The sequence below is a fragment of the Hyalangium ruber genome (genome assembly GCF_034259325.1).
Taxonomy (GTDB): Bacteria; Myxococcota; Myxococcia; order Myxococcales; family Myxococcaceae; genus Hyalangium_A; species Hyalangium_A rubrum.
The window spans coordinates 274,877-288,369 of record NZ_JAXIVS010000009.1; the positions used below are offsets into that span (position 1 = coordinate 274,877).

General features: G+C 68.7%; 8 protein-coding genes. 1 reads left to right on the forward strand and 7 read right to left on the reverse strand.

Going from position 1 to position 13,493, the window contains the following annotated elements; genetic code table 11:
- Positions 1-37 precede the first annotated feature (37 nt).
- Positions 38-1,708, forward strand: coding sequence for a metallophosphoesterase family protein (locus SYV04_RS25980; protein ID WP_321548587.1), 1,671 nt, complete (start codon positions 38-40; stop codon positions 1,706-1,708).
- Here SYV04_RS25980 and SYV04_RS25985 read toward each other — a convergent pair.
- From SYV04_RS25985 to SYV04_RS26015, 7 genes are all read right to left on the reverse strand, one after another.
- A complete protein-coding gene (locus tag SYV04_RS25985; RefSeq protein WP_321548588.1) occupies positions 1,664-4,093 on the reverse strand; it encodes a heavy metal translocating P-type ATPase in 2,430 nt (809 codons plus the stop codon). The genes SYV04_RS25980 and SYV04_RS25985 overlap by 45 nt on opposite strands.
- Positions 4,090-4,431: a P-II family nitrogen regulator gene (locus SYV04_RS25990; RefSeq protein ID WP_321548589.1), complete on the reverse strand. Its 342-nt coding sequence runs from the start codon at positions 4,429-4,431 to the stop codon at positions 4,090-4,092. The genes SYV04_RS25985 and SYV04_RS25990 overlap by 4 nt, the downstream gene beginning before the upstream one ends.
- Entirely contained in the window at positions 4,428-7,589 is a 3,162-nt protein-coding gene (locus SYV04_RS25995; RefSeq protein WP_321548590.1) for an efflux RND transporter permease subunit, read from the reverse strand. Before SYV04_RS25995 ends, SYV04_RS25990 begins: the two co-directional genes overlap by 4 nt.
- A gap of 11 nt (positions 7,590-7,600) precedes the next feature.
- The gene (locus SYV04_RS26000; RefSeq protein WP_321548591.1) at positions 7,601-8,902 is read right to left on the reverse strand and encodes an efflux RND transporter periplasmic adaptor subunit; all 1,302 of its coding nucleotides are present in this window, start codon (positions 8,900-8,902) and stop codon (positions 7,601-7,603) included.
- Positions 8,899-10,140: a TolC family protein gene (locus tag SYV04_RS26005; RefSeq protein ID WP_321548592.1), complete on the reverse strand. Its 1,242-nt coding sequence runs from the start codon at positions 10,138-10,140 to the stop codon at positions 8,899-8,901. The genes SYV04_RS26000 and SYV04_RS26005 overlap by 4 nt, the downstream gene beginning before the upstream one ends.
- 807 nt (positions 10,141-10,947) lie before the next feature.
- A complete protein-coding gene (locus SYV04_RS26010; RefSeq protein WP_321548593.1) occupies positions 10,948-11,787 on the reverse strand; it encodes a peptidoglycan recognition protein family protein in 840 nt (279 codons plus the stop codon).
- A gap of 123 nt (positions 11,788-11,910) precedes the next feature.
- A complete protein-coding gene (locus SYV04_RS26015) occupies positions 11,911-13,395 on the reverse strand; it encodes an endonuclease/exonuclease/phosphatase family protein (protein ID WP_321548594.1) in 1,485 nt (494 codons plus the stop codon).
- Positions 13,396-13,493: the final 98 nt, after the last annotated feature.

Below are 13,493 nucleotides of genomic sequence, written 5' to 3' on the forward strand. Positions count from 1 at the left end.
AAGCAGGTTTCTGGTCTGACTTCCGGGGGACCCGAGCATGAATGAACGACGTGACCTTGCCTACCGGAGCGCCGCATTCTTCGGAGCGTGGCTGGCACTGGCTGCGGGAAGTGCCAGCGCGGCGACTCTCAGTCGTGGCCCGTATCTCCAGTCCGTCACGTCAACAAGCGCCCTCGTCGCCTTCCGTCTCGACACCGCATGCTCGGCGCAGGTGCGCTATGGAGCAGGCGGCGACCTGTCGCTCACCGTGACCGCGGGCTTGACTGGCCGCCAGCACGCCGTACAGCTCGCCGGCCTTCAGCCAGGGACGGAATACAGCTATGCCATTGAGGGATGTGGCGCCTCTGTGGGTCCGCTTCGGCGGTTCCGCACTGCCACGGAGCCTCAGGCGCGCGAGGTCCGCTTCGCCGTCCTTGGGGACTTCGGCACGGGCGGCTCGGCTCAGAGAGCCGTGGTGAGGACGCTTCAGACAGCGCGCCCCGAGCTCATCGTCACCGTTGGGGACAACATCTACGAGTCCGGCACTGACGCCGAGTTCGAGTCGAACTTCCTGCGGCCCATGGCGGCGCTGCTGGCCGAGGTTCCCATCTTCCCCAGCATGGGCAACCACGAGTACGTAACGAACCAGGGCCAGCCCTACCTGAACAACCTCTACCTTCCAGCGAACAACCCCCGGGGCACCGAGCGCTACTACTCCTTTGATTGGGGGAACGTGCACTTCGTGGCCCTGGACTCCAACTGCCTGCGCGGTAGCGCCTCGGCGGACCGGTGCATCGCCAGTGAGCAGCTCGCGTGGCTCAAGCAGGATCTGGCCGCCAGCCGCGCGCAATGGAAGGTCGTCTACCTCCACCACCCGCTCTGGTCGACGGGAGAGTACGGATCCTACATGCCGCTGCGTCAGCAACTCGCTCCTGTCCTCGAGTCCGGCGGGGTCGATCTCGTCTTCGCTGGACACGAGCACGATTACGAGCGCACTCGGCCCATGCTGGGAGATGCCGAAGCTCCATTGGAAAGCGCGGCGGGCATCACCTACGTCGTGGTGGGGAGTGGCGGAGCGAACCTGCGCCCCTTCACCCGGGCGCAGCCTTCCTGGAGCGTCACTCGGGACGCCGAGAACAACGGCTTCCTGGAGGTGAGCGTCCAGGCAGAGCGGCTGAGTGCCCGAATGGTGACGCCCTCGGGCAAGGTGGTGGATAGCTTCGCCCTCTCAAAGCCAGTGCCGCCCGAGGTGCCCCTGGAGCTGACTGTGGCGGCGGAGCCTTCGCGCGGAGTGGCTCCGCTGGAGGTGCTCCTGGGGGCCGCGGCGAATCCTTCCGATGCGCAGGTGTCGTGGAGGCTGAGCGACGGCAGGGTCCTCTCCGGGGCGCAGGTTCGCGAGCGCTTCGAGCAGCCGGGGACCCATGAAGTGGAAGTGGAGGCACGACGGGGCAGCCAGGTGGTGACCCGGCGTCTTGCGGTGGTTGTGGACGCCGCTGGAGAGGTGGGCGAAGGCCCCAGTAACCCGGCGGAGGGGAAGCCTGGAACTCCACCCCCCTCGCCTGAGGCTTCCGTGCCGGGTGCCGAACACCCGGCTCCCGCGCTCCCGGAGGAGCCACTTTCAGGTGGCGGGACGGGCGGGTGCAACACGACAGGCTCCTCGGTGATGCTCGGTGCCCTCTCTGGTCTACTCGCTGCGCTTCTCGGCTTCTGCTCGCGCCGCCGGAGGTGAGGCGCGCCCCGCCGTGCCTTCCTCATAGGTCAGCAGCCGCAGCGCGTTGGCGATGACTACCAGCGAGCTGCCCTCGTGCACCAGCACGGCGGCCCCGATGCCGAAGAAGCCGGTCGTGGACGCGAGCACCAGCAGGACGATCACGGCCAGAGAGAGCAAGAGGTTCTGGCGGATGATGGCGCTGGCCTGGCGCGAGAGCCCCACCGCGAAGGGGAGGGTGCCGAGGTCGTCCGCCATCAGCGCGACATCCGCCGTCTCGAGCGCCACGGCGGTACCCGCCGCGCCCATGGCGATGCCGACGGTGGCATGGGCGAGCGCGGGCGCATCGTTCACCCCGTCACCCACCATCGCCACCTGGCCATGGGCGGCGAGCAGCTGCTTCATCACCGTCACCTTGTCCTCGGGCAGCAGCTCCGCGCGCACTTCGTCCACCCCTGCCTCCGCGCCCACCTGCTCGGCCACGCCCCGGTTGTCGCCTGTGAGCATCACCAGCCGCTGAAGCCCCACGGCTCTAAGCCGCTTCAGCACCTCTGGCGCTCCTGGGCGCAGGCGATCCGCCATCCCGATGCTGCCCAGCCACACCTCGCCGTGGCGTACCACCATCACGCTGCGGCTCAGCGCCTGAAGGCGCTCCACCTGCCCTCGAATGGCGGCGGGCACCGGGACGCCGGCCTCCTCCCACAAGCGCAGGTTGCCAATCTCCACCATTCGTCCCTCGACCGAGGAGCGCACGCCTCGCGCGGTGAGGCTCATGAGCTCACCCGCAGCGGGCAGCTCCATGTTCCGGGCCTCGGCGCTGCGCACCACGGCGGTGGCGAGCGGGTGCTGAGAGAGGCGCTCCACGGCGGCGGCCACGCGCAGCAGCCCGGCTTCGGTCACACCCTCAGCGGCAGCCAGGTCCGTCACCTCTGGGCGGCCCTCCGTCAGCGTCCCCGTCTTGTCGAAGGCGAGCGCGCGCAGGCGGCCCAGGTTCTCCAGGTGTGCTCCGCCCTTGATGAGCACCCCCCGGCGCGCCGCCTGAGCGATGCCCGCGAGGACCGCGGCGGGAGTGCCCAGGGCGAGTGCGCACGGGGAGGCCGCCACCAGCAAGGCCATGCCCCGGTAGAAGCTCGTACTCCAATTCCAGGCGCCGATCAGCGGTGGCACGAGGATGAGCGCCACGTCCGCCACGAGAACCGCCGGGACGAAGATGCGCTCGAAGCGATCCGTGAAGCGCTGAGTGGGGGCCTTCTGCGTCTGCGCCTCCTCGACGAGCTTCACCACCCGGTCCAGCGTGCGATCTCCCACGGCGCGGGTCGTCTTCACCTCCAGCGCCCCCTCGCCGTTGACCGTCCCCGCGAACACCTCGCTGCCCACGACCTTCTCCACGGGCACGGACTCGCCGGTGATGGGCGCTTGGTTCACGGTGGAGCGGCCCGATTGCACCAGCCCGTCCACGGGGATGCGCTCGGCTGGGCGGACCAGCACCACCTCGCCGGCCGCCACCGCCTCCACGGGCACCTCTGAGGAGGTGCTTCCCCGCAGCACCCGGGCCGTTGCCGGGGTCAGCGAGGAGAGCGCTCGGATGGCGTTGCGGGCCCGCCCCAGGGCGTAGTGCTCGAGCGCGTGCGCCAGTGAGAACAGGAAGAGCAGGAAGGCTCCCTCGGCCCAGTCGCCCAGCGCCGCCGCGCCAATGGCGGCCAGCAGCATCAGCAGATCGATGTCGAACGAGAGGCGGCCCTTGCGCACGGCCCCCACCCAATGCCGGACCAGATCCCATCCGCCCAACGCATAGGAGGCGGCATAGAGAGGCAGGGCCACCCCGCGGGGCAGCTCCAGCCAGCGCTGGCCAGCCCAGGCCACGGCGAGCAACAGCCCGCCCATAAGGCTCCAGGCAAGCTCCGTGTTACGGGCATACCAGCCGCCGCGCGCCTCCTCGGGGGCTCCTGCAGCGGCGGGAGCGGGCGCTGAGGCATAGCCCAGCTCGCGCAGCGCTGCTTCGAGCGATTCTCTGCTCGTCTGGTTCCGGTTGAACTCGATCCGAGCGAACTGCGCGGCGAGGTTCACCTCGACCGCGAGCACTCCCGCCAGACTGGACAGCGCCCTCTCAATACGGGGCGCGGCATCCTCACTGTCCACCGCTCGTAAGGCGAGGAGGATGTGGCCGAACTGGCGGCTGACAGTCGCGCCGGCCGTGATGGCCAGCCGCTCGACCTGCGCCAGGGTGACGAGCCCCGGATCATAGTGGATACAGAGGGCCCGAGTGGCTGCCTCCTCGGGAAGGTGGGTGCGGGTGATGCCCTTCTCCCGGAGCAGCAGCGCCTCCAGGCGGCTTACACACGCATCCCGGGCGTCGGGAGCTTCAGGCAGGAGCAGGGACAGCTCGACGCGTGCGCGCTGGCTCACAGTGCCTTCTCGCCGCTCTCGCCGGTGCGCAGCCGGACGGCCTGTTCAACCGGGGAGACGAACACCTTGCCATCGCCCACGTTACCGGTGTGACTGTGCTGCTGGATGGCCGCGAGGACCGGCGCCACCACCGCGTCTGGAACGACGAGCAGCAACATCACCTTGGGCAGGTAATTGACCGACCCATGCGCGTGGACCTCCATCCCGTTGCGGCCGCGCTGATGGCCGAAGCCGCGCACGTCCATGACGGTGATACCTCCCACGCCTGGGATGGCCTCCAGTGCATCGGTCACGGCGCTGACCTTGAAGGGCTGGATGATGGCCTTGATCTCTTTCATGACGCACCTCCTTCGTGGGCGGGGCGTGGGCCCGCCGGGGTTGGGGATTCTTCTGGGGGGGCCGGTGCTGGCGCCGGGCTCCCCCGGTCGAACCAGGTGTAGACGGTGGGCAGCACCAGCAGGGTGAGCAGCGTCGAGGTGATCAGCCCGCCGATGACGACGGTGGCCAGGGGCTTCTGCACCTCGGCCCCCGCCCCAGTGGAGAACGCCATCGGGATAAAGCCCAGCGAGGCGACCAGCGCGGTGGTGAGCACGGGGCGCAAGCGTACATGGGCGGCGTCATGGGCCGCCTGGGCAGGAGGCAGGCCGTCCTGGCGCAGCTTGCGGATATAGGACACCAGCACCAGCCCATTGAGCACCGCCACGCCGAACAGAGCGATGAAGCCCACCGCCGCGGAGATGGACAGCGGCATGCCGCGCACCAGTAGCGCCAGTAGGCCCCCCGTCACCGCGAAGGGGATGTTGAGGTACATCAGCAGGGCCGGCCGCACCGCGTTGAACGTGGTGTAGAGCAGCACGAAGATGATGAAGAGGGTGAGCGGCACCACGATGGCGAGCCTGCGCGTGGCGGACTGGAGGTTCTCGAACTGCCCCCCCCAGTCCGTCCAGTAGCCCGGCGGCAGCTTCACCTCGCGCGCGATGATCTCCTGCGCCTCGGTGACGAAGCCCTGCAGATCCCTGCCGCGCACGTTGGCTTCGATGGTGAGCCGCCGCTGGATGTTCTCCCGGCTCACCTGCGCGGGGCCCTCCTCCACCACCACCCGGGCCAGCTGCGAGAGGGGGATGAGCTGCCCGGAAGCGCTGGCCACCTTGAGGTTCTCCAACTGCTCCACGTTGGCCCGCGCGCTCGGCGCAAAGCGCACCTGGAGGGTAAAGCGCCGCTGGCCCTCCAACACCGTGCCTACCTCCTTGCCGCCCAGGGTCTCGATGGTGTCCAACACCTGGCGGGCGTTGATGCCGTAGCGGGCGATAGCCCGCCGATCAATCTGGATGCGTGCCACGGGCAGCCCCGCCACCTGCTCGGCCTTGACGTCGGCGGCCCCCGGCACCTTTGACAGCGCAGCGGCCAGTTTGTCGCCCGTCTGCTTCAAGACCTCCAGGTCGTCACCGTAAAGCTTGAGCGCCACGTCCGAGCGCACCCCGGCGATCAGCTCGCTCACGCGCAGCTCGATAGGCTGCGAGTAGCTGAAGAGGGTGCCGGGTACCTCCTTGCCCAGGGCCTCGTCGAAGCGGGCGACGAGCCCCTCGCGGCTGTCCGCCGTTGTCCACTCTTCGTGGGGCTTGAGCATCACGAAGATGTCGCTGATCTCCACGCCCATCGGATCGGTGGCGATCTCCGCGCGCCCCGTGCGGGAGATGACGGTGGTGACCTCGGGGAAGCGCTTGAGCACCCGCTCGATGAGGCCCGTCTGCCGCACGGACTCCTCCAGCGAGACGGAGGGCACGCGCCAGGCTTGGAGCGCGATGGCGCCCTCGTCGAGCTTCGGCACGAACTCCGCGCCCAGCAACGGCACAGTGGCCAGGCTGAGGACGAGCACCGTGAGGGCGATGCCCACCACCGTCTTTCGCCGGCGCAGGCACCAGGCGAGCGCGGGCTCATAGACGCGCCGCGCCCCCTGGATGATGAAGCTCTCCTTCTCTGTCCCCTTTCGCGAGAGGAAGAGCGAAGCGAGCGCCGGGATGAGGGTGAGCGAGAGGACGAAGGCCCCGGCCAGGGCGCAGATGACGGTGATCGCCATCGGCTTGAACATCTTCCCCTCGATGCCGGTGAGGGTGAGGATGGGCAGGTACACGGCGCCGATGATCAGCAGGCCGAAGGAGGCTGCACCGCGGATCTCGACCGCCGAGCGGTACACCACCTCGTCGCGCTCCTCGGCAGTGAGGGGGCGCCGCAGTTCGTGCGTGCGCTCGGCCATGTGCCGCACCGCGTTCTCCACGATGATCAGCGCCCCGTCCACGATGAGGCCGAAGTCAATGGCCCCCAGCGACATCAGGTTGCCGGAGATGCCCAGCTCACGCATGCCGATGAAGGCGCACAGCATGCACAGCGGGATGGCGGTGGCCACGATTAGGCCCGCGCGCAGGTTGCGCAGCATGAGGAAGAGCACCACGATGACGAGCAGCCCTCCCTCGACGAGGTTCTTGGCCACCGTCTGGATCGTCTGCCGGACCAGGGCCGTGCGGTCATAGAAGGTGTCGATGGTGACGCCGGGAGGCAGGGTCGGGCGGATCTCCTCCACCGCGGCCTTGACGCGGTTGACCACCTCGCGCGAGTTCTCTCCGATGCGCATCATCACGATGCCGGTGACGGCCTCTCCGCGCCCGTCGCGGGTGACGGCGCCCTGGCGCACCATCGGCGCGAACTTCATCTCGGCGACGTCGCGGATGAGCACCGGCACGCCCTGGGGCGAGGCGGAGAGGACGATGTTGCCGATGTCCTCCAGCGTCTCCACCAGGCCCTCGCCGCGGATGAGCACCTGCTCGGCACCCCGTGCGATGTAGGCGCCACCAGCGTTCGCGTTGTTCTCCTCGAGGGCGTGGAACACCTCTTCGAGCGAGAGGCCGTAGGCGGTGAGGCGGGCTGGATCGAGCTGCACCTCGTAGGTCTTCAGCTCGCCACCGAAGGCGTTGATCTCCACCACGCCTGGCACGGAGCGCAGGCGCGGGGTGATCTGCCACTCGAGGATGCTGCGCAGCTCCATGGCGCTCTTGCCCTGGCCCATCACCTCGAACTGGTAGATCTCGCCCAGACCCGACGAGACAGGGCCCATCTCGGGGCTGCCGTAGCCCTCCGGGATGCTCTCCTTGGCGGAGGCCAGCCGCTCGCCGACAAGCTGGCGGGCGAAGTAGATGTCTACGTTGTCGTGGAATACGACCGTGACGACGGACAGGCCGAACTTGGAGATGGAGCGGATCTCCTCGGTGTCCGGCATGCCGCTCATCGCCGTCTCGACGGGCACGGTGATGAACTTCTCTACCTCCACCGGCCCCAGGCCCGGCGAGGAAGTGAGGATCTGCACCTGCACGTTGGTGACATCCGGCACCGCGTCGATGGGCAGGTTGCGCAGCGCGTTGAGGCCGAAGCCGATGAGGACCGCCGTGAGGATGAAGACGAAGAAGCGATTCTTGATGGAGAATTGGATGAGCTTGTCGAACATGGGGCCGCGCCTTAGTGAGAGTGGCCTTCGCCCATGCTCTCCTTGGAGAGCTCGGACTTGAGGATGAAGGCCCCTTGCGTGACGATCTGGGTGCCTGGTTCGATGCCGGAGAGCAGCTCCACCTCCCGGGCCGAGCTCTCGCCCAGCTTCACCTCCACCGGCTTGAAGCGGCCTTCGCCCGCCGGGACGAAGACGACGCTCTCCGCGCCCACCTTCTGGACCGCCTCGCGCGGCACGACCACGCGCCCCGAGGGGACCTCACCGGCGTCGCTTGCCGTGGTGGCGGTGGTGGTGGCCACCTCCGCGGTGGCGAACATGCCTGGCTTGAGGGTCCCGTCCTGGTTGGGCACCGCGACGCGCACCGGGATGGTGCGCGTCCTCTCGGAGACGACGGCCCCCACATACTCCACCTTTCCCTCGAAGCGCCGCTCAGGCAGCGCCGGGACGGTGATGCTCACCGGCTGCCCCTGCTTGACTGCCGCCAGCTGGGTCTCGGAGACGTCCAGCAGCACCCACAGCCGGGACAGGTCGCCCACGGTGAACAGGTGCGTGGTGCCCTCCACGGCCTGCCCCACGGTGCCGAGCACCTCGACCACGGTGCCCTCCAGCGGGCTGCGCGCGGGGAAGCGGCTGCTGTAGTGCTCGTTGTTGCGCAGCGCGGTGATCTCCGCGTCGGCGAGGCCCAGCGCGTGGAGCCGGCCGTCGGCGGCATTGCGCTCGGCCTGAGCCGTGACGAAGGCACTCTCGGCCTCGCGCATCTCCCGCTCACTGGAGATGCCCTTGGCGAGCAGCTCCTTCTCACGGCGGAAGTTCTCCTCGGCCACGCCCGCCTTGGTGGCAGCGGAGAGGTAGTCCGCGCGGGCCTGCCCCAGCTCCGGGCTCTCCAGGTAGCCGAGCACTTGGTCCTTCTTGACGCGCTGGCCCAGCTGCACCTCGATGCTGGCGAGCCGGCCCGGCACCCGCGCCGCGACCTGTGCCACCCCATCCTGGGTGAAGGCGACGCGCGCCGGGACGGACAGCCCCATCACCAGCGGCTTGCGCCGGGCCTCCTCCGTCTTCAGCTCCGCGGAGCGCAGCGCCTCGGGCGTGAGCTGAATCACCTCTTCATGGCCACCCTCCTCACCATGGCCCTCCTCACCGTGTTCACCCTCGTGCTCCTCCCCCTCCTTCTTGCCCTCGGTTCCGGTGCCGGCCTGGGGCTTCTTTTCCTGGGCGTGCTCGTGGCCATCACCCTCGGCGTGCTCCTCTTTCTTAGGACACCCGAGCAGCAGGCTCACTGCGACTCCCGACAACAGCAGCGCTCGAATCTTCATTGAATGCTCCCGACCACACGCTTGAGTTGTGCCTGCGCGGCGTTGAGTTCCTCGAGCGCCTCGATGGAGGCGCGGCGCGCATCGAGGGACTCCCGCCGGATGATGAGCAGCTCGAAGAAGTCCACCTTCCCCGCGCGGTAGGCTTCGTTGATCAGCGCGAGGTTCTCCTCCTGCGCCGCCAGCACGTCTCCGGAGCCGGCCGCGACAGCCACCTGGGCCCCGCGCAGCCGCTCGGCGGAGAGCCTCACCTCCAGGCGGACCGCACGCTCCAGCGCCTGGAGTGAGCGCTCCGCCTGCGCCACTCTCACGGCGCTGATGCCCCGGGCGGCCTGGTTGCGTTGGAACAGTGGCAGGGCAATGCCCAGGGTGCCTTGGATGATCTGGGCACCCTCCTCACGGCTGTAGGCCACCCCCAGGCGCGGGCTGGGCAGCGCCTCGCGAGCGGCGAGCGCCCGCTCCGCCTGCGCCGCCTCCAGCTCGGCCCGTGCGGCGCGCACATCCGCGCGCCCAGCCAGGGCTTGCTCCGCCAGCGCTTCAACCTCGACGGGGGGGCTCGCGTCCGCGCTCAGGCTGCCCTCCAGCGTCAGCTCCTCCGCTGCCTCCAGCCCGATGAGCAGGCGCAGCGCGCCCAGCGCCACGGCACGCCGTTGGGTGACCGCCGCGTACTCGCGCCGGGCTCGCCCCAACTCCACCCGCGCGGCATTCACTTCGATGCGGCTGGTGGCACCCGCTTCCAGCCGCTGCTCGGCCGCCCTGAGCGCCTCCTCGGCGAGCCTCCTGGCCTCTTCGGTGATCTGCACGTCCTGCTCGGTCGCCAGCGCTCGGCCGAACGCCTCGCGCACCTCGGCGGCAAGCTCGATCCGGCGGGCCTGCAGCCGCGCCTCGCTGCCCACCACGAGGGCCTCGGCTACCGCGCGGCGGGCGCCTCGCTGGCCGAAAATCTCGAACTGCTGGCTGACGCCCAGCCCCAGATCCAGACTGTTGCCCCCCTCACGCACACGGGGCCCGGCCGCCACCTCGAGCTCCGGGTTGGACTGGAAGAGGAGCGAGGCCCCCTGGGCCTGGGCTCGGGCGAGCGCCGCCTCTGTCTCCGAGGTGACGAGGGTTGGGCTGCGCTCCAGGGCGAGGGAGACGGCTCGCTCGAGGGTGAGCGGCTTCTCGGCCAGTGCCGGGGCTGAGAGGAACAGCAGCAGCCACCAGGGACGAAGGCGGGTTGGGAGACGGTGGAATGTTTGCATAGTCGAAGAGACCAGGAGCGGGCCTTCGGAATGAAGGCTCCGCCCGGAACAGTGGGGACAGGACAAGGGGACTCTCTGGACCCGTGACGCGTGACGCGGACGGGCCATGGGAGATGACTCCGGCTCGGGGCCTTGGATGTGCTGGCGCTTCGCGCAGACCTTGAACCACGCCAGCGTAAGCGGGGCGCCGCGGAGATGCGGTCAGCCGCTCACGTGGAACCGCATGGCTCAGGATGCCCGGCCAGGTGGCCTCGCTCGCACACGGGCCCTACGGACAGGCAGGGCCTGCGGCGTGGGTGGAGCCGAGGCTACGAGACGCCAGCCCTACCCGCGTATCGGGGGCCGGAACAGGTTCTCGTGCACTCCAGCCGCCACTCTGGCCGCGATGTCTGGAGGGGGCTCGGAGAACTCCCGATGACTGATGGCCGACCGGGCAGCCACTGGAAGCAGAAGGGGCTGGCTTAAGCAGCAGCCGCAGTGGTGTGCCGTTGGGCCACAGCCATGCTCGGGCTCAGCGCCACCGAGGTCGGCCTCGCCTGGCTCGAAGTGCGCCAGATGGCCGGACGCCGCGTAGTGCACCACCAACTCCACCGCCTCTCCCAAGGAGGGGGCGAGACCGTTGATGAGCACGATGAGGAGCAGCAGACGCGGCACGGGGAGGACATAACTCACGCGACGCCACACCGCAATTTGTATCGGGTGAGGTGGCTCAAGGGGACCGGTATTGGCCTGCTTCAAACAACAAAAGGCCCCCGAACGCCGCCTGGCTGACAGGGCGTTCAGGGGCCGGGGGATGTCAGGCGTGGCTCAGGAGATGCCCTTGCGCAGCCGGTTCCAGTCGAAGTTGGGCGCCGGGTCATTCTTGCGCCCGCGGGGCACGGCCACGTCCGCGTGCCCGACGATGTTCTTCATCGGCACATTGTACTGCTGCTTGAGGTAGCCGGTCAGCTGGGTGAGCGACTTCATCTGCGCCTCGGTGAAGGGCGTCTTGCCGCTGCCGTCGTTGACGATCTCGATGCCGATGGAGCGGCCGTTCACGTCGGTGGGCACGCCATTGAGCTCACCCTGGCCCGCGTGCCAGGCGCGCTTCTGGTCATTGACCAACTGGTAGATCTTCCCGTCGCGGTCCACCATGTAGTGCGCCGACACCTGGCTCTTGGGGTTGCGCATCCAGGACAGGTCGCCCGCGCCGTTGTTGGAGGCGGTGTGGTGCAGCACGATGCTGTCGATGTCCTTGCCGCCGCGCTCATTGTAGTTGGGCGAGGGCGCGCTGATGACCGGCGGCTTGGTGAAGGTGCCCGGCTTGGAGGGCGGGGTCGACGGGCCCTCGACTGGGGGCTTGGAGGTACCCTGGCCCAGCGCCTTCTTCAGGGCCGCGTTGGTCATGGTCCCGTAGTAACCGGTGGTGGGCAGGCCCTTGTCGGCCTGGAACTTCTTCACCGCCGCCTCCGTCTTGGGACCGAAGGTGCCGTAGCCCGTGTTCACCTGGGCCCGGGTCATGTAGCCGATCTGCACCAGCGCGTCCTGCAACTGCTTGACCTGGGGGCCCTCGGCGCCCTTCTTCAGGCCCGCCGGCGGAGCTGACACTGTGGAAGCCGTGGCTGTAGCGCGCGGTGCTGCGGGAGAGGAAACACGATTGATGGCCATGACATTTTTCCTGGAATGTTATGGGGCCGAGCGGGCCCATGTGACTTCATTATCGGCGGGGCGGGCCCGTGGTTGCCGGGCTCGCGCTTTTTCCGAGGGCCGCCCCGTCAGTCCTCCCACCCCCTAGTTGGTGGGGACGAGGAAGTCCTTGATGACGCCCATGTGCTGCATGTTGGTGGCGGCGCTGTCGCCCGCCTGGGCCGGGGCAATCTCCGACAGCGGCGTGTAGACGCGGCTGTCGAGCACCAACCCGTTGGGGAAGGCGCTCGAGCCGATGAGCGTGGGCCGCTGCAGGCTGCGCAGGTCGCCATCCACCAGCACGTCGTCGTAGGGCTTGTTGCGATTGAAGTTGGTGTTGCTGTTGCCGTTGCGGTCCGCCGGGTACGGAGCGCCGGGCGACACCACCTGGGAGAGGGTGGAGAGGCAGGGCTCGCCGCGGTTGTCGGTGTTGAAGTCGCCGCCGATGACGAGGTAGTCCCCCGGGGGCACGTTGTTGTTGATGAACTGCACCAGGCTGCTGGCCTCGGAGTTGCGCACGGTGGCGTTGGCCGTGAGCAGGTGCACGCTCACCGCCCACAGATCCTTCGGCCCGGGGATATCGATGCGCGCCCAGGCGAAGTCCCGGTTGCTGACTTGAGGATCGTCCCACTCGCCCGAGGCGATGATGGGCCAGCGGCTGATGATTCCGTTCGGGATCTGGGCGCCTGCCTCCCGGTAGTACCGGAAGGGCACGCCGAAGGAGCTCGTCACGTAGTTGCTGATTGTCGTGGGCGTATTGTCGCCGTAGTTGAACTCTTGGATGAGCACGACATCAGGTCGCACGCCCTGCATCAGCCGGGTGCCATGGCCCGGGTCATATGACTGATTGTTTCCGCTGGACAGGTTGGACGCCATGATGCGGATGCGCACCAGGCCCGCATCTGGCATGCCGGCATCCGGTCCGCCATCTCCTGGGAAGCCTCCGTCGGTACCCGCATCACTCGGGAGGCCACCGTCAGTGCCCGCATCCGGGCCCGTGCCTGCATCCGTACCGGCGTCTACTGGGAACCCTGCATCCGCCGGGAGCCCTGCGTCCATCGGCGTGCCCGCATCCATTCGTGTGCCGGCGTCCACCGAAGTCCCCGCATCGCTCCCCGTGCCGGCATCCGTCTGGGGGCCTCCATCCCTGGCGGTGCCCGCGTCCGTTCCCTCCGGGCCCGCGTCGCTCCCCGCATCAGGGGAACCATTGGGCTCGGTTCCACCGTCTGGGCCCGGCCCGACGTCGGAGCCCGCATCCGCAACCCCGGCATCCCCTTGCTCGCACACATCGCGCGGCAGGCAGTACCCACCCACCCCGCCGTCCTCGCCACCCCCACAGCACTCCACCTCCGTCTCTCCGCACCCCAGCGTGGCGTCACAGGGGCGTGCGCACACGGAGCGCTCGTAGCGCTCTACGTACAAGCAGTGCTCCCCAGGAGCACAGGCACCCGCGTCCTGCTCTCCGCAGACCACCCAGGTGCCACCGTCCGCGCGTGGCGGGGGCAGCGGCTGCATGTCGGGCCCGCAGGCTTGCACGATCCCAATGAGCGCCAGCCACGCTCCCAGGAGGCCAAAGAGTCTCTTCATCATCAAACGATCCTTGCTGCCAGAGGAGAGGAGGCGGCCAGAGCCGGCTCGCGGACGGCAGAGGGATCAATCGTACAAGAACTCATGCCGGCAAGGGGGCG

Bases quoted from the DNA above. Each gene is read 5' to 3' on its own strand.
- SYV04_RS25980 (WP_321548587.1), top strand. From the start codon at position 38: ATGAATGAACGACGTGACCTTGCCTACCGGAGCGCCGCATTCTTCGGA.
- SYV04_RS25990 (WP_321548589.1), bottom strand. From the start codon at position 4,431: ATGAAAGAGATCAAGGCCATCATCCAGCCCTTCAAGGTCAGCGCCGTG.
- SYV04_RS25995 (WP_321548590.1), bottom strand. From the start codon at position 7,589: ATGTTCGACAAGCTCATCCAATTCTCCATCAAGAATCGCTTCTTCGTC.
- SYV04_RS26000 (WP_321548591.1), bottom strand. From the start codon at position 8,902: ATGAAGATTCGAGCGCTGCTGTTGTCGGGAGTCGCAGTGAGCCTGCTG.
- SYV04_RS26005 (WP_321548592.1), bottom strand. From the start codon at position 10,140: ATGCAAACATTCCACCGTCTCCCAACCCGCCTTCGTCCCTGGTGGCTG.
- SYV04_RS26010 (WP_321548593.1), bottom strand. From the start codon at position 11,787: ATGGCCATCAATCGTGTTTCCTCTCCCGCAGCACCGCGCGCTACAGCC.
- SYV04_RS26015 (WP_321548594.1), bottom strand. From the start codon at position 13,395: ATGATGAAGAGACTCTTTGGCCTCCTGGGAGCGTGGCTGGCGCTCATT.